Origin of the sequence: Streptomyces sp. NPDC001594, assembly GCF_042893675.1 — a bacterium.
Classification (GTDB): Bacteria; Actinomycetota; Actinomycetes; order Streptomycetales; family Streptomycetaceae; genus Streptomyces.
On sequence record NZ_JBIAVB010000014.1, the window covers coordinates 85,386 to 106,858 of the forward strand.

A 21,473-nucleotide genomic window follows, 5' to 3' on the forward strand; every position below is an offset into this window, starting at 1 on the left:
GCCTTCCGGTCGCCGCCCCGGCAATCGATTTTCCGGGCGGGGGCCCGCGCGCGGACCGGGTTCAGGGCCGTGTGGCGCGCTCCAACTCCAGCAGCACCGAGGCGTAGGGGTGCCCGGTGGCCCGTTCCATGCCCACCTCGCACATCCGGTTCGCCGACAGGTAGGCGTCGAACGGGCGCGCCGTCACCTCCGCCGCCTCCCGCCGCGTCGCCGAGGCCGTCAGCTCCGGGTGCAGCATCCCCCGGTCGCCCGCGAAGGCGCAGCAGCCCGCGTCGTCCGGGACCACCACCTCGTCCGCGCAGGCCGCGGCGACCGCACGCAGGTGCTCCTCGTCCCCCAGGTGCCGCATCGAGCAGGTGGGGTGGAGGACCGCCGAGCCGGCCGTGCGCCGGACCTCCAGGTGCGCCAGCAGCTCCTCGGCGGCCCAGACCACGGAGTCCACGATCCGCAGCTCCGCGTGCAGGGCCCGGTTGCCCTCGGTGAGGTACGGGACCACCTCCCGGGCCAGACCCAGGGTGCAGGAGGAGGCGTCCACCACCAGCGGGAGCCGGCCCCCGGCCGTCCAGCCCCAGGCGGCCTCCGTGATCCGGTTCGCCATCAGCCGGTTGCCGGCCTCGTACCCCTTGGAGTGCCAGATCGTCGCGCAGCAGGTGCCGTACACGTCGCCCGGGATCCACACCGGCCGCCCGGCCCGCTCCGCCAGGGCCACCACCGCCTCGGGCAGCGAGGGCCCTGGACGGTCCGCGGGACCGCCGAAGATCCGGTTGACGCACGCCGGGTAGTACACGGCCGCCGCGCCCACCCGCCGGGTCGGGGGCAGCCGCCGCGCCGCGGCGCCGGGCAGGCGCGGCAGCCACTGCGGCACCAGGTCGGGACGCACGATCCGGCGCGCGGCCCGGGTGAGGGCGGCCGGCACCCGGTCGCCGGAGCGGCCGGCGACGGCCACCGCGAGCCGGGCGGCTGCCTCGACGGTCCGGAACCGCTCGGCGGCCAGGGCGGCGGCGCGCTCCTCGCCCGGCCCGTGCCGCCGGTAGCGGAACTCCCGCATCAGGGCACCGGTGTCGATGCCGACGGGGCAGGCGAGCTTGCAGGCGGAGTCGGCGGCGCAGGTGTCGACGGCGTCGTGGCCGTAGGCGTCGAGCAGTTCCGCCAGGACCGGGGAGCCGGCCGGCTGGCGCACCATCTCGCGGCGCAGCGCGATCCGCTGGCGCGGTCCGGTCGTCAGGTCCGCGCTGGGGCACACCGGTTCGCAGAACCCGCACTCGATGCACGGATCGGCCTCCGCCTCCACCCCGGGGATGGTCTTCAGCCCGCGCAGGTGCCCCCGGGGGTCGCGGTCGAGCAGGATCCGCGGGGCGAGGACGCCGTCGGGGTCGATGAGCCGCTTGGTGCGCCACATGAGGTCCGTGGCCCGGGGGCCCCACTCCAGCTCCAGGAAGGGGGCCATGTTGCGGCCGGTGGAGTGCTCGGCCTTCAGCGAGCCGTCGAACCGCTCCACCGTGAGCCGGCAGAAGTCCTCCATGAAGGCCGCGTACCGGTCGACGTCCCCGGGCCTGGAGGCGTCGAAGGCCAGCAGGAAGTGCAGGTTGCCGTGGGCCGCGTGTCCGGCGACGGCCGCGTCGAAGCCGTGCTCCGCCTGGAGGGCCAGCAGGGCCTCGCAGGCCTCGGCCAGCCGTGACGGCGGTACGGCGAAGTCCTCGGTGATCAGGGTGGTGCCGGGCGGCCGGGCTCCGCCCACGGCGGTGACGAAGGCCTTGCGGGCCTTCCAGTACCCGGCGATGACCGCCGGGTCGGCGGTGAAGGCGTTGGTGACGGAGGCCACCGGCGCGACCAGCTCCAGCCGGGGCAGGACTGCGGCGGCCCGGCGCTCGCAGGCGGCGCGCCCGGCGGCGTCGGGGGCGCGGAACTCGACCAGCAGGGCGGCCGTTTCCCGGGGCAGCTGCGCCCAGTCGGCGGGCACCCCCTCGACGCTCACCGAGGCGCGCAGGGTGTTGCCGTCCATCAGCTCCACGGCCAGGGCACCGGCCTCGTTGAACAGCGGGACGGCGGCCGCCGCGGCCGGGAGGGAGGGGAAGAAGAGCAGGGCGCTGGTGAGTTCGCGGTCGAGGGGGAGGGTGTCGAAGACGACCTCGGCGATGAAGCCGAGCGTGCCCTCGGAGCCGACCGCCAGCCCGCGCAGGATCTCCACGGGCGTGGTGCCGTCGAGGTAGGCGTCGAGCCGGTAGCCGGTGGTGTTCTTGATCTCGTACTTGGCCCGGATCCGTGCCACGAGGGCCGGGTCCGCCGCCATCTCCCCCTTGAGCTCCATCAGCCCCCGGCAGAGGGCGGGCTCGGCGCGGGCCAGCTCCTCGTCGGCGAGCGGGTCGGCGGTGTCCACCACGGTGCCGCTCGGCAGGACGAGGGTGAGGGAGGACAGGGTGCGGTAGGCGTTCCTCGTGGTGCCGGCGGTCATCCCGGAGGAGTTGTTGGCGACGACCCCGCCGAGGGTGCAGGCGACGGCGCTGGCCGGGTCGGGGCCCAGTACCCGGCCGTGGCGGGCCAGGGCGGCATTGGCCCGGAAGACGGTGGTGCCGGGCCGGATCCGGGCGCGGCGGCCCGCTTCGAGGACCTCGACGCCCCGCCAGTGGCGTCGTACGTCGACCAGGATGTCCTCGCCCTGCGCCTGGCCGTTGAGCGAGGTCCCGGCGGCGCGGAAGACCACCTCGCGCTGCCTGCCGTGGGCGTAGGAGAGGACGGCGGAGATGTCGTCGACGTCCTCGGCGACCACCACGACCTGCGGCACGAAGCGGTACGGGGAGGCGTCGGTGGCGTAGCGGACGAGGTCGGAGACCTTCCACAGCACCTTCTCGGCGCCGAGCAGCGCGGTCAGCTCCTCGCGCAGGGGCCGCGGGGTGCCGGCGGCCGCCCGGTCGGGGACGCGGTCGGGTGCGGGGGCGCCGGGACGGTCCGGGCGCAGTGCGCCCGGCTTCGGTTCGAGCAGCGGCATGTGCGACCCCTTGTCCGTGTGGGCGTCCGGCCCGCCGCCGCGGCGCCCGCCAGGAGCAACCGTTTCAGCAGCGGCGCTCCGCCGGTACGTCCGCGAGCGCGTCGAGGAGGCCGCCGAGCACCTCGCGCTGTCCGGCGGTCAACGGAGCCAGGATCTCCTCTGCCGCGTCGGTCCGCGCGTTGCGCAGACGGCGCAGCGTGGCGCGGCCGGTTTCGGTGAGCTCGATCCGGATCACGCGCCGGTTCGCGGGGTCGGGCGCGCGGCGCACGCAGTCGGCCGCCTCCAGGCCGTCGACCAGGGTCGTCACGGCGCGGGGCACCACCTCAAGGCGGGTGGCCAGGTCGGCCATTCGGGGCGGCGTGCCGTCCGCGTAGTGCGCCATGATCCGCAGCAGCCGGCCCTGGGCGGGGGTGATCCCGAGCGGCTCCATGTGCCGCTTCTGGATCCGGTGGAGCCGGCGCGTGAGGCGCAGGAGCTGCTCGGCGAGGACGCCGTCGGTCGAATCGCGGGTGTCGGTCTCGGAACCGGTGCTCATACTGGGAAACAGTAGCAGGACGGAAGTCATTGTGAGCATAGGTAACAATGAGCTAGGCTCAGTGGAGTCCCCGGCGAAAGGAGGCCCATGCACAGCGACGAGCCGAAGTGGACCCCGTCGAACGAAGCCCTCGATCCCAGCCGCCCGGCCCCCGCCGACCGGCCGCGCGAGCTGCGCCGCATCCTCGGCCTGTTCCGCCCCTACCGCGGCCGCCTCGCGGTGGTCGGCGCCCTGGTCGGGGCGTCCTCCCTGGTCGGCGTCGCCTCGCCGTTCCTGCTCAAAGAGATCCTGGACGTCGCGATCCCGCAGGGCCGGACCGGGCTGCTCAGCCTGCTGGCCCTCGGCATGATCATGACCGCGGTCGTGACCAGCGTGTTCGGCGTGCTCCAGACGCTCATCTCCACGACCGTCGGCCAGCGCGTCATGCACGACCTGCGCACCGCCGTCTACGCCCAGCTCCAGCGGATGCCGCTGGCCTTCTTCACCCGCACCCGCACCGGCGAGGTGCAGTCCCGCATAGCCAACGACATCGGCGGCATGCAGGCCACGGTCACCTCGACCGCGACCTCCCTCGTGTCGAACCTGACCGCCGTCATCGCCTCCGTCGTCGCGATGCTCGCGCTCGACTGGCGGCTCACCCTCGTCTCCCTGCTCCTGCTGCCCCTCTTCGTGTGGATCAGCCGCCGCGTCGGCCGCGAGCGCAAGAAGATCACCACCAAGCGGCAGAAGCAGATGGCCGCCATGGCCGCCACGGTCACCGAGTCCCTCTCCGTCAGCGGCATCCTGCTCGGCCGCACCATGGGCCGTTCCGAGTCGCTCACCGCGGCATTCGCCGAGGAGTCGGAGAAGCTGGTCGGCCTCGAAGTCCGCTCCAGCATGGCCGGGCGCTGGCGGATGTCGACCATCGGCATCGTGATGGCGGCCATGCCCGCGCTGATCTACTGGGCCGCCGGCATCGCCCTCCAGACCGGCGCCCCCTCGCTCTCCGTCGGCACCCTCGTCGCCTTCGTCACCCTCCAGCAGGGCCTGTTCCGGCCCGCCGTGAGCCTGCTGTCGACCGGCGTGCAGATCCAGACCTCGCTCGCCCTCTTCGCCCGGATCTTCGAGTACCTCGACCTGCCGGTGGACATCACCGAGCGCGAGGACCCGGTCCGGCTGGGCCGCGCCAAGGGCGAGATCCGCCTGGAGGACGTGCACTTCGCCTACGAGGCCAAGACCGGGCCCACCCTCACCGGCATCGACATCACGGTCCCGGCGGGCGGCTCCCTGGCCGTGGTCGGCCCGACCGGCTCCGGCAAGAGCACCCTCAGCTACCTGGTGCCCCGGCTCTACGACGTCACCGGCGGACGGGTCGCCCTCGACGGGGTGGACGTGCGCGACCTGGACTTCGACTCGCTGGCCCGCTCCATAGGCGTGGTCTCCCAGGAGACCTACCTCTTCCACGCCTCCGTCGCCGACAACCTGCGCTTCGCCAAGCCGGACGCCACCGACGAGGAGATCACCGAGGCGGCCCGCGCGGCCCAGATCCACGACCACATCGCCTCCCTCCCCGACGGCTACGACACCCTGGTCGGCGAGCGCGGCTACCGCTTCTCCGGAGGTGAGAAGCAGCGGCTGGCGATCGCGCGCACCATCCTGCGCGACCCGCCGGTGCTCATCCTGGACGAGGCCACCAGCGCCCTCGACACCCGCACCGAACACGCCGTGCAGCGGGCCATCGACAACCTGTCCCGGGGCCGCACCACCATCACCATCGCCCACCGGCTCTCCACCATCCGGGACGCCGACCAGATCGTGGTCCTGGACGGCGGCCGCATAGCCGAGCGCGGTACGCACGAGGAACTGCTGGGGGCGGCCGGCCGCTACGCCGCACTGGTCCGCCGGGACCGGGACGCCGCGCACGCGCCCGCTCCGGTGAACGTGTGATGATATGGCCGATATCTGCCGTGATCCCTGGAATCGCCCGCTGTGAAAGCTAGCGTTCCGATATGCCCCACGCGTATCAGTCACCGCAGCGCCGCTCCCGGCTCACCCGCCGGGGCCGCCTGGTGCTCCTGTTCACCACGCTGCTCGGGCTCGGAGCGGCGGTCCTCGTTCCCCTGCTCTCCCCTACGGAAGTCCCCGAGAAGCCGCGCTCGCTGCTGATCCCCGAAGGCTGGCGGGCTCCCCAGGTCTACGCGGCCGTCGACAAGGAACTCCACCTGCCCGCGGGGACCGCCGCGTCCTCGGTCGCCACGGCCGGCCTGCCCCTGCCCGCCGAGGCGAAGGGCAACCCGGAGGGCTACCTGTTCCCGGCCACGTACCCGGTGACCTCGAAGTCCACGCCGGGCGCCCTGCTCGCGGCCATGGTGCGGACGGCGAACCGGCAGCTGGCCACGAAGGCGGTCGCCGAAGGCGCCCGGGCCCACGGCATGACCCCGTACCAGACGGCCACCCTCGCCAGCATCATCGAGGCGGAGGCCGACAACCCCGCCGACATGGGCAAGGTCGCCCGGGTCGTCCACAACCGGCTCGCGAGGTCGATGCCGCTCCAGATGGACTCCACCCTCAACTACGCGCTGAACCGCACCACCGTGGACGTCAAGGCCAAGGACACCCGCATCGACCACCCGTTCAACACCTACCAGCGCCAGGGCCTGCCGCCCACGCCCATCGACAGCCCCGGCCTCCAGGCCATGGCGGCGGCGGTCGCCCCGACGCCCGGGGACTGGCTGTTCTTCGTCACCGTGAAGCCCGGGGACACCCGCTTCTCGGTCACCTACGAGGAACATCGCAGGCAAGTGGCGGAGTTCAACCGTCTCCGCGCGGCCGCCGCCACCCCCACCGCCCCGGCAGCCGGGAAGCCGGCCCGCGCCCAGGCCGCCCCCCCGCACAAGGCCACCGCCCCGGCCGCCCCCGTGAAATAGCAGGCGCCCCCACCGCCGCACGAGGTCCGCGTCCACCTCACCTCCGACGACCGCCACCGCGCGGTGCTCCTGCTGCGCGGCGGCCCCGACGCGGCCCGGCTGTGGGTGGACGGCACGCCCGTCGGGCGAGGGGGAGTGGCTCGACAACGGCGGTTACTGGGAGGGGGACCCCTTCTACGTGATCCGCGAGACCCCGGACGGGCGGTCACACCAGGGCCGGGAGCTCCGGTCCCCGGGCCAGTAGGCGGCGGATCTCCCGGACCGCGGCCCGGCCCGCCCGGTTGGCTCCGATGGTCGAGGCCGAAGGGCCGTAGCCGACCAGGTGGACGCGCTCGTCGCGCACCGCCCTCGTCCCGTCGAGCCGGATCCCGCCGCCCCGTTCGCGCAGCCCCAGCGGGGCCAGGTGGTCCACGGCGGGCCGGAAGCCGGTGGCCCACAGGATCACGTCCGCCTCCACCCGCCGTCCGTCGGCCCAGGCGGCCCCGGACGCGGTGATCCGCTCGAAGGCCGGCAGCCGGTCCAGCACCCCGGACTCCAGCCCGGCCCGCACGGCCTCGTTCAGGGGCAGCCCGGTCACGCTGACCACGCTCCGCGGCGGCAGCCCCCGGCGCACCCGCTCCTCCACCAGCGCCACCGCCGCCCGGCCCTCGGCCTCCCCGAACCCGCCGTCGCGGAACACGGGGGGCCTGCGGGTGACCCAGGTGGTCTCCGCCGCCACCTCGGCGACCTCCAGCAGGTGCTGCACCGCCGAGGTGCCCCCGCCGACCACGATCACCCGGGCCCCGGCGAACTCCCGCGGCCCCGGGTAGTTCGCGGTGTGCAACTGCCGCCCCCGGAACAGTTCCTGGCCCGGGTAGCGCGGCCAGAACGGCCGGTCCCAGGTCCCGGTGGCGTTGACCAGCGCCCGCGCCGACCAGCTCCCGGACGCCGACTCCACCAGCAGCCGCCCGCCGCCGCCCCCGCGCACGGCCGTCACGTCCACGGGCCGCCGCACGCGCAGCCCGAACCGCTCCTCGTACGCCGCGAAGTACTCCCCGATCACCTCGGAGGAGGGCCGCAGCGGATCGGCGCCGGTGAGCTCCATGCCGGGCAGCGCGTGCATCCCGTGCACCTTGCCGTAGGTGAGCGAGGGCCAGCGGAACTGCCAGGCCCCGCCCGGCCTCGGGGAGTGGTCGAGCACCACGTGCCCGATGCCGGCCCGGGCCAGGTGGTAGGCGGTGGACAGCCCCGCCTGCCCGGCCCCCACGACCACCACGTCCACGTCCACCGCGCCGTCCCGCACCATTTCGTTCACGGTTCTACCAACTCGCGGGGTGGGCGGGATCTTCCCCCGGGGCGGACCTCAGGCCGCGACCGGCGCGGACAGGGAGTGGAGCTCCGCCAGGCGCAGCCGGGTCTCCTCGTCCAGCGGGACGAAGGTCGTCAGCCGGGGACCGGCCGCCGGGCCCAGCCAGAGGCTGGTGTGCTCCAGCCGGAGCAGGCCCACATGGGCGTTGCGGACGTACTTCTTGTTGCTGCCCAGGCCGACCACCTCGTGGCGCGCCCAGATCTCCCGGAACTCCGGCGAGGCGGCGTCCAGCCGGGCCAGCAGGGCCTTCCAGGCCGGTTCGGCCAGGTGGCCGGCCATCGAGGCGCGGAACTTCGCCGCCAGGAGCCGGTTCACGTCCGGCATGTCGGCCAGCGACGCCCGCCACTCGGCGTTGGTGAAGGCCAGCCACAGGCAGTTGCGGTCCTCGCGCGGCAGCCGGTCCAGATCGCACAGGAGCCGCGCGTAGGTGGCGTTGTAGGCGAGGATGTCGTAGCGGCTGTTCTGCACGCACGCCGGGATCGGGTCCAGCTGGTCGAGCATCGCCCGCAGAGCCGGGGTCACGCTCGCGCACCGGGTGTCCGGCGCCGGGTCGGTGCTGCCCGCCAGGGCGAACAGGTGCGCCCGCTCGGTGGAGTCCAGCAGCAGGGCGCGCGCCAGGGCGTCCAGCACCTGCGGGGACACCTGGATCTCGCGGGCCTGCTCCAGCCAGGTGTACCAGGTGACGCCGACGGCGGAGAGCTGGGCGACCTCCTCGCGGCGCAGCCCGGGCGTGCGCCTGCGCCGGCCGCGGACCAGCCCCACCTGCTCGGGGGTGATCCGCTCGCGGCGGCTGCGCAGGAAGTCGGCCAGCTCGTGCCGGCGCAGGTCGCTCGGGGGGGCCACAGTGGTCATGGGTCCAGCGTGCCGTATCGCGCAGCCGCTTTCCAGGTACTCCGAGTACCAGGATAAACAGACTCTGGTACCAGGCTGAGCGGTGGAGGATCGTCTCTTCCGTGACCGAAACGACCATACGAACGCCGCACCGTCCGGCCCTGACGCCCTCCGCCTCCGCTCCCGCTCCCGACCCGGCCCGCGAGGCCGGGGGGATCTCGCCGCTCGGGCTGTTCACCGTGCTGCTGGGCGCGGCCCTGCCGCTGATCGACTTCTTCATCGTCAACGTGGCGCTGCCCGCCATCGACTCGGACCTCGCCGCCGGACCGGCCATGCTGGAGCTGGTCGTCGGCGGCTACGGCGTCGCCTACTCGGTGCTGCTGGTGCTGGGCGGCCGCCTCGGCGACACGGCCGGCCGGCGCCGGCTGTTCCTCGTCGGCATGGCCGCCTTCGGCGTCACCTCCCTCGCCTGCGGACTCGCCCCCACCGCCTGGACGCTGGTCGGCGCCCGGGTGGCCCAGGGCGCCGCGGCCGCGCTGATGCTGCCGCAGGTCCTCGCCACCATCCAGGCCACCACCCAGGGCCCGCGCCGGGCCCGGGCGATGAGCCTGTACGGGGCCACCGCCGGACTGTCGATGGTCGCCGGGCAGATCCTCGGCGGGATCCTGGTCGCCGCCGACGTGGCCGGCTCCGGGTGGCGTTCGGTGTTCCTGGTCAACGTGCCGGTGGTGCTGGCGGGGCTGGTCCTCGCCGTCCGGGCCGTACCCGAGACCCGATCCGAGCGCCCGGCCTCCGTGGACGTCCCCGGAACGCTGCTGCTGGGCCTGACGCTCGTGTCCGTGCTGCTCCCGCTCACGGAGGGCCGCGCCGCCGGATGGCCGCTGTGGACCTGGGTCTCGCTGGGCGTCTCCCCGCTGGCCGCCGCCGCCTTCTACCTGACCGAGCGCCGCGCCGACCGCCTCGGGCGGACCCCGCTGGTGCCGCCGAGCCTGCTGCGCCTGGTGTCGCTGCGGCGCGGGCTGGTGATGCTGCTGCCGTTCTCGATCGGCTTCAGCGGGTTCATGTTCGCCTTCGCCGTCGCGCTCCAGCAGGGGCTGCGCCTGGGGCCGGTGTCGGCCGGGCTCGCCCTGGTGCCGCTGGCCCTCGGCTTCTTCGCGGCGTCGCTCGCCGGACCCCGGCTGGTCGGGCGGTTCGGCAGCCGGGTCGTCACCGCCGGGGGGCTGATCCAGGCCGCCGGGATCGGCCTGCTGCTGGTGACCGTCTGGCGCGGCTGGCCAGGCCTGGGACTCGGGGCCCTCGCCCCCGGGATGGCCGTCGCCGGCGTCGGCCAGGGCCTCCAGCTGCCGGTGCTGATGCGGCTGATGCTCTCGGACGTGCCGGCCGACCGGGCCGGCGTGGGCAGCGGGGTCATGGTCACCACGCAGCAGTCCTCGCTCGCCCTGGGCGTGGCGACCGTCGGCAGCCTCTTCCTGGCGCTGGCCGCCTCGCTCGGGATGCGGGACGCCCTCGCCACGACCCTGCTGGTCCAGCTCGGGCTGATCGCCCTGACGGTGCTCCTCAGCCTCCGCCTCCCGCGAGCCATGGGCTGACCCCCCGCCCCACGCCCCGCCGTCGGCCCCCACCCCGCCCGACGAGACCCCCGGCCACCGTCCCGCTGGCCTGCGCCCCGGCCGCCATCGCCCCGGTCACCTGCGTCCCGGCCGCCGCCCCGGCGGCCTGTGCCTCGGCCGCACCGCCCCGGTCACCTGCATCCCGCTCGCCTGCGCCCCGGGCCCCGGCCGCAGACCGTCCGGCCCGCCGCTGACGGCCGCCCGGTCACTCGCCCCCGGTCCACCCGCCCCCGAGCGTGCCCAGCCACTCCTCGGCCGCCGTCGCGCTGAACTCCGCCTGGCCGCCGGGGAAGAGCAGGCCCGCCCCGGCGAAGGCGGGCTCCCCCGCGGCCGGTGCCGCATAGGGGACCGCCAGGCAGTGCATCCCGGCCGCGCGGGCCGCCAGGGCCCCCGGTGCCGCGTCCTCGACCACCACGCAGGAGGCCGGGGCCGCGCCCAGCCGGCGCGCGGCCTCCAGGAACACGTCCGGCGCGGGCTTGCCCCGTTCGACCTCCTCGGCGGAGACCGCGGTGGTCAGCCAGGCGGCCAGCGCCGTCCCCTCCAGCACGGCCTCGATCGCCTCGGGGGAGGACCCGGACGCCACCGCCATCGGGACACCCCGCGCGTGCAGCCGCTCCACGAACGCCCGCATCTCGGGGAAGGCCTCCGTGCGGGTGCGGGCCAGCTCCAGGTAGGCGGCGTTCTGCTCCGCCAGCAGCTGCTCCACCGGCGCCCGCAGCCCGTACCGCTCCTTGAGCAGCCCCAGGGTCTCCAGGGTCCCGATGCCGATGAACCGGGAGTGCTCCTCCCACGTGAAGCCGGGGACGCCGTGGCGCGCGAGGGTGCGGCGCCCGGACTCGTAGTAGTTCGGCTCGCTGTCCACGAGGGTGCCGTCGAGATCGAATATGACGGAGATCATCCGATGTGCCCGTCCTGCCGGTCCTAGGGGGTGCGCTCCATCCTGTCAGGGTTTGCGCGCAGCCCGTCCCACCGCTTCGACCAGCGGCAGCAGCCGGTGCGCGACCCGTTCGCGCAGCGCCACCTCGGTCCGGGTGCGGACCACCCCCGGCAGCCGGATCAGCCGCTGGATCACGTCCTCCAGGTGCGCGTTGTCCCGGGCGGCCACCCGGGTCAGCAGGTCCCCGCCGCCGGTGATCGAGAAGGCCTCGATGATCTCCGGCACGGCGGCCAGGGCGTCGCCCACGTCGTCCAGGTGCCCCTGGGTCACCTCGATGTGCACGAAGGCCAGCACCGGGTGCCCGAGGGCGGCGGGGGAGAGCACCGGGCCGCTGCCGGTGATCACACCCGTGCGCTCCAGCCGGTCCAGCCTGGCCTGGAGGGTCCCGCGCGCCACGCCGAGGATCCGGGCGTACTCGCGGACACTGGTACGCGGCTGCTCGATCAGCAGACGCAGGATCCGGGTGTCGAGCTCGTCCACCGCCATGCCAGGACTGTACCAATGGTCCCTTCAGCCCGGATCGCCCGGATTTCGGACGGGGGAGACCAGCACCGTGAACACCGCCGTGGTCCTGTACACCAGCGACCTGCGCCTGCACGACCACCCGCCGCTGCGCGCCGCCCTGGCCGCCTGCGACCGGGTGGTCCCGCTCTTCGTCCGCGACCGTGACATCGAGCGCTCCGGCTTCGCCGTGCCCAACCGGCTGGCCTTCCTCGCCGACTGCCTCGCCGACCTCGACGCCGGACTGCGCGACCGCGGCGGCCGCCTCGTCCTGCGCTCCGGGAACGTGGTGGACGAGGTCTGCGCCCTCGTCCGGGAGGCCGGCGCCGGCCAGGTGCACCTCGCCGCAGGGGCCAGCGGCTACGCCCAGCACCGCGAACGGCGGCTGCGCGAGGCCCTCCGCTCCCAGGGGTGCGCCCTGCACGCGCACGACGCGGTGATCACGGCGGTGGCCCCCGGCGCGGTCCTCCCGAAGGGCAAGGGCGCCGACCACTTCGCCGTCTTCACCCCGTACCTGCGCCGCTGGAGCGAACCGCCACCGCGCCCGGTGGCCGCCGCACCGCGCGCCGTCCGCGTACCCGAGGACCTCGGCTCCGAGGACCTCCCGCGCCGTTCCTCCGTCACCGGGACCTCCCCGGGCCTGGCGCGCGGCGGCGAGGGCGAGGCCCGCCGGATGCTGACCCGCTGGCTGCGCTCGGGCATCGCCCGGTACGAGGACACCCACGACGACCTCGCCGCCGACGCCACCTCCCGGCTCTCCCCCCACCTGCACTTCGGCACCCTCTCACCCGTCGAGGCCGCCGCGCGTGCCCGCACCGCCGGCGGTCCCGGCGCCGAGGCCTTCGTCCGGCAGCTGTGCTGGCGCGACTTCCACCACCAGGTCCTCGCCGCCCGCCCCGAGGCCGCAGCCCAGGACTACCGCCCCCGCCACGACCGCTGGCGCACCGGCCCCGGCGCCGAGGAGGAGGTCCAGGCCTGGAAGGACGGCCGCACCGGCTACCCGGTCGTCGACGCGGCCATGCGCCAGCTGCGCCACGAGGGCTGGATGCACAACCGGGGCCGGCTGCTGGCCGCGAGCTTCCTCACCAAGACCCTCTACGCGGACTGGCGCACCGGAGCCCGCCACTTCCTCGACCTCCTCGTGGACGGGGACGTGGCGAACAACCAGCTCAACTGGCAGTGGGTGGCCGGCACCGGCACCGACACCCGTCCCAACCGGGTCCTCAACCCCGTCCGCCAGGGCCTGCGTTACGACCCCGGGGGCCGCTACGTCCACCGCTGGGTCCCCGAACTCTCCGGCCTGTCCGCGCCCCGCGTCCACGAGCCCTGGAAACTGCCCGCCGCCGAACGGGCCCGCCTCGACTACCCCGAGCCGCTGGTGGACCTCGCCGAAGCCCAGGCCCGCTTCCGCGCGGCCCGGCAGGGAGCCTGACGCGGAGCGCGACCGGCCCCGCGTCAGACGCCCCGCAGGGCCGGCTGCCGCACGTACGCCGCGGCCACCGCCAGCACCAGCGCGGCCGCCGGGAGCAGCAGCCAGTTCACCGGGCACCCGGCCCGCACCAGCAGCCCCCCGGTCAGCCCGCCCGTGAACATGGCCGACACCGCCCACGCCCGCCGCCCCCACGCCCCCGTCCCGTAGCCGAAGGCGCTGTCGTGTCCCAGCGCCGATCCGCCCAGCAGAGCCGTCATCGTCCGGGTGACCAGGGTGGTGGGCACCCCGGGCAGGGCGACCCGCATGCTCGTGACGTTGCGGAACCCCATCGCCACCGCCAGGGCGGAGGCCGTCAGCAGGTGCCGGGCGGCGGGGGACCCGTAACGGGGCGCCAGGTCCCAGCCGATCCCCGCCGCCACCGTGATCAGCGCCGCCTCGACGGACAGCCCGAGCACGAACCAGTGCCGCCCCCGGGCCTGCGCCGCCCCCTCCAGCCGGGCCGCGCACACCGCCCCCAGGGCGAACGACAGCAGCGACACCCCGGGCGCCAGGGCCGGCAGGTGCCCCTGGTGGGCCGGCCCGAAGGACAGGAACAGCACGTTGCCGGTCTGCATCGCGGTGAACACCGGTCCCAGCGCCAGCAGACTGACCGCCTCGACCAACCCCGTCACCCAGGTCAGTACCAGCAGCAACACGGTCAGCCGCCGCCCCGCACGCACGTCCATGACGCCAGACAGTGACACGGCCGCCCCGCTCCACCGCCCCGACATGCCGGGCGCGAGCGCCTCCCCCTAGGGTCCGGGGTATGAGTGAACTGCTGCTGGTGAGGCACGGGGAGACGGCGTGGAGCGCCAACGGGCGGCACACCGGACTCACCGACGTCCCGCTGACCGCCCGCGGGGCCGACGAAGCCCTCTCGCTGGCCCCCTACTTCCGTGACCGGCACCCCGCCCTGGTCCTGACCAGCCCCCTGAGCCGGGCCGTCGCCACGGCCGAACTGGCCGGACTGACGGACGGGGTGCCCGAACCCGACCTCCACGAGTGGGACTACGGCGGCTACGAGGGCATCACCACCGCCGAGATCCAGCGGACCCGCCCCGACTGGTCGCTGTGGACCGACGGCGTCCCGCCGGGCGACGCCGCGCACCCCGGTGAGAGCGCCGCCCAGGTCGGGGCCCGCGCGGACCGGGTGCTGGACCGGGCCGCGGAGGTGCTGCGCGCGGACAAGGGGGACGTCGTCCTCGTCGCCCACGGCCACTTCCTGCGCGTCCTGACCGCCCGCTACCTCGGCCTGCCCCCCGAGGCGGGCCGGCTCTTCCTGCTGCGCACCGGCACCGTCAGCGAACTCTCCACGGAGCACGGCCTCCCGGTGATCGCGGGCTGGAACACCCGCCCCTGACCGGTCCGCGGCGCGGGCCCCCGCCACCCGGACGACCCGCGCCGCCTCGCGCGCCCCAGCCCCCCGCGTGACCATGCGTACATGGACCAGGGCGACCGCGGCCGACCGGAGGACACCCTCCGCGGCGCCGCCGACGACGAGGACACCCTCCAGGCCGGCGCGATCGGCTTCCTCGACGCGCTGGTCATCGGCCTGAACTCGACCTCGCCCGCCTACTCCCTGGCCGCCGTCATCGGCCCGATCGTCGCCATCGCCGGGATCTACGCACCGGGCGTGATGCTGGCCTCGTTCGTGCCGATGCTGCTCATCGCCGCGGCCTTCTACTACCTCAACAAGGTCGACCAGGACTGCGGCACCACCTTCTCCTGGGTGACCCGCGCCATGGGCCCCTGGGCGGGCTGGCTCGGCGGCTGGGCCATCACCATGACCGGCGTCCTCGTCATCGGCTCCCTCGCCGACGTCGCCGTCCACTTCGGGCTGCTCGCCGCCGGCCTCGACGGCCTGGCCGGCAACACGGTGGTCCGCCAGACCCTCACCGTCGTGGTGATCCTCGCCATGACGGCGATCTGCGTCATCGGAACCGAGCTGTCCGCGCACTTCCAGGACGTCCTCATCCTCGCCCAGGTCCTCTTCCTCCTGGTCTTCGCCGTCGTCGCCATCTATCGGGTCTACGCCGGCACCAGCACCCTGGACTCCGTCCACCCCTCCGTGACCTGGCTCAACCCCTTCGGCGCCGGCGGCAGCGCCCTCACCGGAGGCCTGCTGCTGGGCGTGTTCATCTACTGGGGCTGGGAGTCCGCCGTGAACCTCACCGAGGAGGTCGAGGACTCCGCCACGGCGCCCGGCAAGGCCGGCATCTGGTCCACCCTGGTGCTGCTCGTCACCTACCTGTCCGTCGGCTTCGCCATCGTCGCCTACGCCGGGACGAAGTTCCTGGCGGAGAACGCCGGCGAGGAGGAGGCGGTCTTCGCCGTCCTCGCCCACGAGGTGATGGGCGGCTGGGACTGGATGGTGCTCCTCGCCGTCTGCACCTCCGCGCTCGCCTCCACCCAGACCACGATCATCCCGGCCTCCCGCACCGCCCTGTCCATGGCCCGCCGGCACGCCCTGCCCCCGCACCTCGCCCACATCCACCACCGCTTCCACACCCCCGACGTCAGCACCTGGTGGGTGGCCGCCATCGCCGTCGTCTGGTACCTCGCCGTCAACCAGATCAGCGAGAACGCCCTCCTCGACTCCCTCACCGCGCTCTCCCTGCTCATCGCCTTCTACTACGCGCTCACCGGCCTGGCCTGCGCCGTCTACTACCGCCGCCACCTGCTGGAGAACGCGCACAACCTGCTCCTCATCGGCGTCGGCCCGCTGGTCGGCGCCGGACTGCTGGCCTGGCTGCTGGTCGAGTCCATCGAGGACATGTCCAACCCGCGGAACTCGGCCAGCGGGGTCTCCTGGTTCGGCCTCGGCCCGCCCCTGGTCATCGGGATCGGCATCGCCGTCGTCGGCGTGCTCCTCATGGTCTTCTGGCGGGTCCGCGACGGCAGGTTCTGGCAGGAGCGCCGGGGCGTGGTCGACCCGGCCCTCGTCCGCGGCCGCGAGAACTGAGGAGACCCCGATGTCCGTAGTCCTCGGGTACGACGAGTCCCCCGGCGCCGAGCGCGCCCTGCGCGTCGCCCTGGAGGTGGCCACCGCCTTCGGGGAGCCGCTGGTCCTCGTCTACGGGGCCGCCGCACCCGGTTCCGCGGGCGAGGAGTACCGCGCCCACCGCGAGGCCGTCCTCCAGGCGGGCCGCAGCGCCCTCGCCCGGGCCGTCGAGGCCGCCGACGAGGCCGGGGTGCCCTCGGCGGTCGAGGTCATGGACGACAAGCCGGCCCAGGCCCTGCTCGCCGCCGCCGCACTCCACGACGCCCGGGTCATCATCGTCGGCACCTGGGGCGACAGCCCGATCCGCGGCGCCCTGCTCGGCTCGACCCCGCACAAGCTCCTGCACCTCTCCCCGGTCCCGGTGCTCTGCGTCCCCACCGAGCCCTAGTCCGGCCTTCAGGCGAAGACCCCCGCCAGGTATCCGGCCAGACCCTCGGCGGTCGGCGGGCACAGCCGCGCACCCAGGTAGCCGTCCGGGCGCACCACGAAGGCCGTCGGCGCCCGCACCCCGTAGCGCAGGGCGAACTCGCCGCGGGCGTCGCGGTACACCGGCATCGGCGTGGCCCCGGCGGGCGCGGTCCCGCCCTCGGTGAGGACCGCGTACGCCGTGAGCCGCCCCGCCGGCGACCCGCCCGTCAGTGCGGCGAGTCGGGGGACGTACGCGTCCCACGCGCCGTCGGTGTACACCAGCAGCACGTGCTCGCGGTCCCTCAGCAGGTCGTGGAGCCGCAGCGGATAGGCGGGGAGCTCCCCGGCCAGACCGCCGCAGTCGGGGGCCCGTTCCCCGGGCCCCGGCCCGGAGCCGCCGGCCTCCCCGGGGGCCGGCCGCAGGACGACCGGGCTGTCGGGGTAGCCCACCAGCAGCTGGGCCTCGCGCAGCAGCGCCGCGGTCCGCCCGTCACCCGCCCCGGCGGCCTGCCGGGCATGGCGCACCGTCCGGCCGACGACCTCCTCGCCGACCGGGCGCCGCTCCGCGTCGTAGCTGGCGAGCAGCCCGGGGTGCGCGGAGCCGCCGACGGCGAGGGCGAGCTTCCAGGCCAGGTTCCAGGCGTCCTGGATGCCGGTGTTCATCCCCTGCGCCCCGGTCGGCGGATGGATGTGCGCCGCGTCCCCGGCGACGAAGACCCGGCCCGACGCGTACCGGTCGACGATCCGGTGGCTGATCCGGAACACCGAGGACCAGCGCAGGGCCGAGGCGGTCACCGGTCGGGGCGCCATCCGGTCCAAGGCCGCCTGGACGTCGGCGAGGGCGGGGGCCCGGGAGCCCTCCAGCCCGTGTGCCACCCCGTCGCCCGCGGCCGGCGCGGCGGATGCGGAGAGCTCCGGCGGCACCGGCATGGACATCCGGTAGCGCCCCGGGCCCGGCAGCGGGACGCAGACCAGCAGGTCGTCGATCTCCCCGTCGGCGCCGTGGCGCACGGCCCGCACGGCGTACCCGTACGGGAGGTCCCAGTCGGCCTCCACGTCGGCCAGCATGTACTCCTCGGGGAAGGCCCCGCCCGCGAAGTCCAGCCCCAGCCCCTTGCGCACGGTGCTGTGAGCCCCGTCACACCCCACCAGGTACCGGGTCCGCAGCTCCTCGCCGCCTCCCCGTCCCGTCAGCAGGACGGTCACCCCGTCCTCGTCCTGGGTGAAGGACACCAGCTCGGTGTCCCGCTCGATCCCCGTGCCGAACCGGGCCAGCGAGGCCGCCAGGATCCGTTCCGTCTCGTACTGCGGCAGCGCGGCGAACCCGTACGGCACCTCGGGCGGCAGCGCCAGGCGCACCGGCTCCCGCTCCTCGCCGTCGACGTAGGCCAGCTGGCCGCGCAGCGGGACCGCTGCGTCCAGGACGTCCCCGACGATCCCCGCCCGGTCCCACAGCTCCAGCGTGCGTGGCTGGATCCCGACGGCCTTCGCGTACGGCAGCCGGGCCGGCAGCCGGTCCACGATCCGGCAGTACACCCCGCGCCGGCGCAGTTCCACCGCCGCCGTCAGCCCCACCGGCCCGGCGCCCACGACCAGCACGTCCACCGCTCCGCGGTCCATGCGTCCATCGTGTCCACCGGCCCGCGCCCCCCGCCACCGGACCCGCCGCGCGCCCCCCTGCGGCCGCCTGCGCGCACGGCCGATCCGTTGGCCCGCCCATGGCCGGAAACATCCCCCTGCGGGGGTGCCAATGGCCCAGTGCGGGCAGCCCGCCTTGAGCCAATGCCCCTACGGATGCTTATCTGTGTCGTATCCATGTACTTTCGGCGCCGCGCAGCGCCGGCCGGCAACGACGCCGGACCGGAGCGCGGCGCCTTCGCCGTGCCCGTACGCCGCCCACCACCCCCGGGCGGACGCCGGCCGGCGGGCAGCACTCCGAGGGGGGCGGCACACCGCCATGAAGAGGATGTTCACGGCTCCGGATCCGGGGCGCGCCAGACTCAGGAACTCCACGCGCGCGGTCATCGGCACCGGACTGGCGGTCGCGGTGGCCGAACTGGCGGGGCTCTCGCTCACCGCGTCCATCACCGGCGGCCTCGCGGCCCTGCTCGCGCTGTTCACCGTCCTCGACGCGGACGTCCGCGCCCAGCGGGTGACCACCGCCCTGCTGCCCGTCGCCGGGTTCCCCGTGCTGGTCCTGGCCACCTCCCTGCACGGCATGCCGCCCGTGCGCGACGCGGCCTGGCTCGCCGTCGTCTTCGCCGGGGTCTACGCCCGCCGCTGGGGGCCGCGCGGGCACGCCCTCGGCATCTTCGGTTTCATGATGTTCTTCGTCACCCAGTTCCTGCACGCGCGGCCCGCCCAGCTGCCCGAGCTGTTCGCCGCCGTCGCCCTGGCCCTCCTGTCGGCCGGGACCGTGCGGTTCGTGCTGTGGCCCATCGAGCGCCGGACGCCCCCGGCCGCCGCCCCGCCGCCGCTGCCCGGCACCGGCCTGGCCCGGCCCACCACCCGCCAGGCCTTCCAGGCCACCGTCGCCTGCGGCTTCGCGCTCGCCGTCGGCCAGATCCTGTCCGAGGACCGCTGGTACTGGGCCGTCGGCACCGCCTGGTGGATCTTCGTCAACACCGCCTCGCGCGGCGAGACCCTGGTACGCGGCTTCCGCCGGGTCCTGGGCACCGTCACCGGCATCGCCGCCGGCCTGCTGATCGCGGTACCGCTGCACGGAGCCCCCGCGCCCACCGCCGCGCTGGTCGCCGTCTGCGTCTTCGGCATCTTCTACACGGCCGCCCCCTCGTACTCCTGGATGATGTTCTTCGTCACCGTCATGGCCGGGCTGCTCTACGGGCTCCTCGGCGTGCTCCACCCCGGGCTGCTGCTCCTGCGCTTCGAGGAGACCGCCGTCGGCGCGCTCGGCGCGGCCCTCGGCGTCACCCTGATCCTGCCGGTCACCACGCACGCCGCCAACGACGCCTGGATCCAGCGCGCCCTGCACTGCGTACGGGCCTCCACCGCGGCCTCCCTCGACCGCCTCGCGGGCGACCCCGACGCCGACCCCGCCCCGCACGCGGCCGAACTGGAACTCCTCCTGGCCCGGGTGCGGATGGCGCTCGCGCCCCTGGTCCACCCGCTCAGCCCGCTGCGCGCCCGCAAGGCCCGCGCCCGCCAGGTCCTGGCCCTGCTCGACGACTGCGCCCGCGAGGTGCGCGGGCTCGTCTCCGTCGCCGCCGACCCCCAGGCCTCCCACGACGCCCGCCTCGCCGCCGCCTGTTGGAGGGTCGAGGCCGCCGTGGAGGCGCTCACCGCCCCGCAGGGCGCGGCGGAGGCCGGCGCCCCCGCCACCCCGGCGGCCCCCGCCGGAACCGAGCCCGCCCTCGCCCACCTGCACGGCCTGGAGACGGCCCTGGTCGCCCTTGCCACCCCGCTGCGCACCGACCCCCGCGCCCCGCTGGTCGTCACCGCCTGACGTCAACCGCGCCTGACGTCAACCGCCCCCGCGCGCGGGCGGGGGCGGAGTACGGTCGGGGTCATGACCACCCCAGGCGCCCCTGGCTGACGCCCCAACTCCCGGAATGCCGGGGATGGTACGCCTCACCGCACCCCAACCGCAGGCCAATGCCTGAAGATCACTCGGAGGAGTGTTCCGTCGGCTCCAGGGGCCCGGCGCTGACCTGCGGCATGTACAACGGGTGATTGTTCACTGCACATTCATCCGGCATGTACAGGGTGGATCTGTCCGGACAGGGGGTAACCGCCCGGAATGGAAATTCTGCAGAAGCACTCGAGCGAGGCTCAGGTGTGGGAGGAAGCCGAGGAGTTCATCCGGCTCTTCCACCGGGAGAATCCGCAGACCGGTGATCCGCGCGCCCGGCTGGCCGCCGTACGGGCCGAGCTCGCGGAGACCGGCACCTACCGCCACACCTCCGAGGAACTGGTCCACGGGGCCCGGGTGGCGTGGCGCAACAGCAACCGCTGCATAGGCCGGCTCTACTGGAACTCGCTGCGCGTGCGCGACCGGCGCGGGGTGACCGACGCCGAGGGCATCGCCGCCGAGTGCTTCGAGCACCTGCGCGAGGCCACCAACGGCGGCCGGATCCGGCCCACCATCACCGTCTTCGCCCCGGACGCCCCGGACCGGCCCGGCCCGCTGATCTGGAGCGAGCAGCTGGTGCGCTACGCCGGCTACGGGGACCACCCGTCGATAACCGTCGGCGACGCCCGCAACAGACCGCTCACCGAAGCCCTGCTGAGGCTCGGCTGGGCCGGCGGCGCGGGCACCCCCTTCGACCTCCTCCCGCTGGTGGTCCAGGGCGTCGACGACAAGCCCCGCTGGTTCGACACCCCCGCCGACGCCGTGCTGGAGGTCCCGATCCGCCACCCCGACGGTCAGGACGACTGGTCGGACTGGGGGCTGCGCTGGCACGCGGTACCGGCCATCTCCAACATGTGCCTGGAGATCGGCGGCATCCACTACTCGGCCGCCCCCTTCAACGGCTGGTACATGGGCACCGAGATCGGCGCCCGCAACCTCGCCGACACCGACCGCTACAACCTCCTCCCGGCCGTCGCCCGCCGCCTCGGCCTCGACGTCTCCAGCGACCGCTCGCTGTGGAAGGACCGGGCCCTGGTCGAGCTCAACCGGGCGGTGCTGGACTCCTTCGACCGGGCCGGGGTCACCATCGCCGACCACCACACCGAGTCCCGGCGGTTCCTCTCGCACCTGGAGCGCGAGGAGAGCAAGGGCCGCGAGGTGGGCGCCGACTGGTCCTGGATCGTCCCGCCGATCTCCGGCGCCGCCACCCCCGTCTTCCACCGGACCTACGAGGACCGGCCGAGCGCGACCGCCTACGTCCACCACGACGGCGCGCAGGAACGGGCCTGGGGACGGGACTTGGTCTAGACCTTCTGTTACGGTCGGCTCGGAACGGATCCGGGACGGCGG

The 21,473-nt window shown here is 74.7% G+C and carries 17 protein-coding genes; 9 read left to right on the plus strand and 8 right to left on the minus strand.

Annotated elements, in window-relative coordinates:
- Positions 1 to 61: 61 nt before the first annotated feature.
- Positions 62 to 2,986: an FAD-binding and (Fe-S)-binding domain-containing protein gene (locus tag ACFY0O_RS26320; RefSeq protein ID WP_388950786.1), complete on the minus strand. Its 2,925-nt coding sequence runs from the start codon at positions 2,984 to 2,986 to the stop codon at positions 62 to 64.
- Positions 2,987 to 3,050: 64 nt separating this feature from the next.
- Entirely contained in the window at positions 3,051 to 3,521 is a 471-nt protein-coding gene (locus ACFY0O_RS26325; RefSeq protein ID WP_388950788.1) for a MarR family winged helix-turn-helix transcriptional regulator, read from the minus strand.
- An 87-nt stretch (positions 3,522 to 3,608) separates the two neighbouring features.
- Here ACFY0O_RS26325 and ACFY0O_RS26330 point away from each other — a divergent pair, with 87 nt between their 5' ends.
- Both ACFY0O_RS26330 and mltG read left to right on the plus strand, forming a co-directional pair.
- Positions 3,609 to 5,447, plus strand: coding sequence for an ABC transporter ATP-binding protein (locus ACFY0O_RS26330; protein ID WP_388950791.1), 1,839 nt, complete (start codon positions 3,609 to 3,611; stop codon positions 5,445 to 5,447).
- Positions 5,448 to 5,509: 62 nt separating this feature from the next.
- Positions 5,510 to 6,427 (plus strand): endolytic transglycosylase MltG, encoded by a 918-nt coding sequence (gene mltG, locus ACFY0O_RS26335; protein WP_388950794.1) that lies wholly within the window; start codon positions 5,510 to 5,512, stop codon positions 6,425 to 6,427.
- Positions 6,428 to 6,632: 205 nt separating this feature from the next.
- On the opposite strand, the gene ACFY0O_RS26340 is transcribed toward mltG, so the two are convergent.
- A complete protein-coding gene (locus ACFY0O_RS26340) occupies positions 6,633 to 7,712 on the minus strand; it encodes an FAD-dependent oxidoreductase (protein ID WP_388951261.1) in 1,080 nt (359 codons plus the stop codon).
- Between the two features lie 57 nt (positions 7,713 to 7,769).
- Positions 7,770 to 8,627, minus strand: a complete 858-nt coding sequence (locus tag ACFY0O_RS26345) for a helix-turn-helix domain-containing protein (protein ID WP_388950796.1) — start codon at positions 8,625 to 8,627, stop codon at positions 7,770 to 7,772.
- Between the two features lie 101 nt (positions 8,628 to 8,728).
- On the opposite strand from ACFY0O_RS26345, the gene ACFY0O_RS26350 reads away from it, so the two are divergent.
- The gene (locus ACFY0O_RS26350; RefSeq protein WP_388950797.1) at positions 8,729 to 10,195 is read left to right on the plus strand and encodes an MFS transporter; all 1,467 of its coding nucleotides are present in this window, start codon (positions 8,729 to 8,731) and stop codon (positions 10,193 to 10,195) included.
- A gap of 226 nt (positions 10,196 to 10,421) precedes the next feature.
- On the opposite strand, the gene ACFY0O_RS26355 is transcribed toward ACFY0O_RS26350, so the two are convergent.
- Positions 10,422 to 11,114 carry an HAD family hydrolase gene (locus tag ACFY0O_RS26355; protein ID WP_388950799.1) on the minus strand — a complete coding sequence of 231 codons (693 nt, stop codon included), beginning with the start codon at positions 11,112 to 11,114 and terminating at the stop codon, positions 10,422 to 10,424.
- 45 nt (positions 11,115 to 11,159) lie between these two features.
- On the minus strand, positions 11,160 to 11,639 hold the full coding sequence (locus ACFY0O_RS26360; protein WP_045950111.1) for an Lrp/AsnC family transcriptional regulator: 480 nt from the start codon (positions 11,637 to 11,639) through the stop codon (positions 11,160 to 11,162).
- Between the two features lie 67 nt (positions 11,640 to 11,706).
- On the opposite strand from ACFY0O_RS26360, the gene ACFY0O_RS26365 reads away from it, so the two are divergent.
- Complete coding sequence (locus ACFY0O_RS26365; protein WP_388950802.1) at positions 11,707 to 13,086, plus strand: cryptochrome/photolyase family protein; 1,380 nt, start codon at positions 11,707 to 11,709, stop codon at positions 13,084 to 13,086.
- Positions 13,087 to 13,109: 23 nt separating this feature from the next.
- On the opposite strand, the gene ACFY0O_RS26370 is transcribed toward ACFY0O_RS26365, so the two are convergent.
- Complete coding sequence (locus ACFY0O_RS26370; RefSeq protein WP_388950804.1) at positions 13,110 to 13,829, minus strand: YoaK family protein; 720 nt, start codon at positions 13,827 to 13,829, stop codon at positions 13,110 to 13,112.
- Between the two features lie 62 nt (positions 13,830 to 13,891).
- On the opposite strand from ACFY0O_RS26370, the gene ACFY0O_RS26375 reads away from it, so the two are divergent.
- From ACFY0O_RS26375 to ACFY0O_RS26385, 3 genes are all read left to right on the plus strand, one after another.
- Entirely contained in the window at positions 13,892 to 14,485 is a 594-nt protein-coding gene (locus ACFY0O_RS26375) for a histidine phosphatase family protein (RefSeq protein WP_388950807.1), read from the plus strand.
- Positions 14,486 to 14,566: 81 nt separating this feature from the next.
- On the plus strand, positions 14,567 to 16,087 hold the full coding sequence (locus ACFY0O_RS26380) for an APC family permease (protein ID WP_388950810.1): 1,521 nt from the start codon (positions 14,567 to 14,569) through the stop codon (positions 16,085 to 16,087).
- A 10-nt stretch (positions 16,088 to 16,097) separates the two neighbouring features.
- Complete coding sequence (locus ACFY0O_RS26385) at positions 16,098 to 16,514, plus strand: universal stress protein (protein ID WP_358894641.1); 417 nt, start codon at positions 16,098 to 16,100, stop codon at positions 16,512 to 16,514.
- 8 nt (positions 16,515 to 16,522) lie between these two features.
- Here ACFY0O_RS26385 and ACFY0O_RS26390 read toward each other — a convergent pair whose 3' ends face one another.
- A complete protein-coding gene (locus ACFY0O_RS26390) occupies positions 16,523 to 18,154 on the minus strand; it encodes an FAD-dependent monooxygenase (RefSeq protein ID WP_388950813.1) in 1,632 nt (543 codons plus the stop codon).
- A gap of 337 nt (positions 18,155 to 18,491) precedes the next feature.
- Here ACFY0O_RS26390 and ACFY0O_RS26395 point away from each other — a divergent pair, with 337 nt between their 5' ends.
- Positions 18,492 to 19,997, plus strand: coding sequence for an FUSC family protein (locus ACFY0O_RS26395; protein WP_388950815.1), 1,506 nt, complete (start codon positions 18,492 to 18,494; stop codon positions 19,995 to 19,997).
- A 294-nt stretch (positions 19,998 to 20,291) separates the two neighbouring features.
- Entirely contained in the window at positions 20,292 to 21,431 is a 1,140-nt protein-coding gene (locus ACFY0O_RS26400) for a nitric oxide synthase oxygenase (protein ID WP_388950817.1), read from the plus strand.
- Positions 21,432 to 21,473 lie beyond the last annotated feature (42 nt).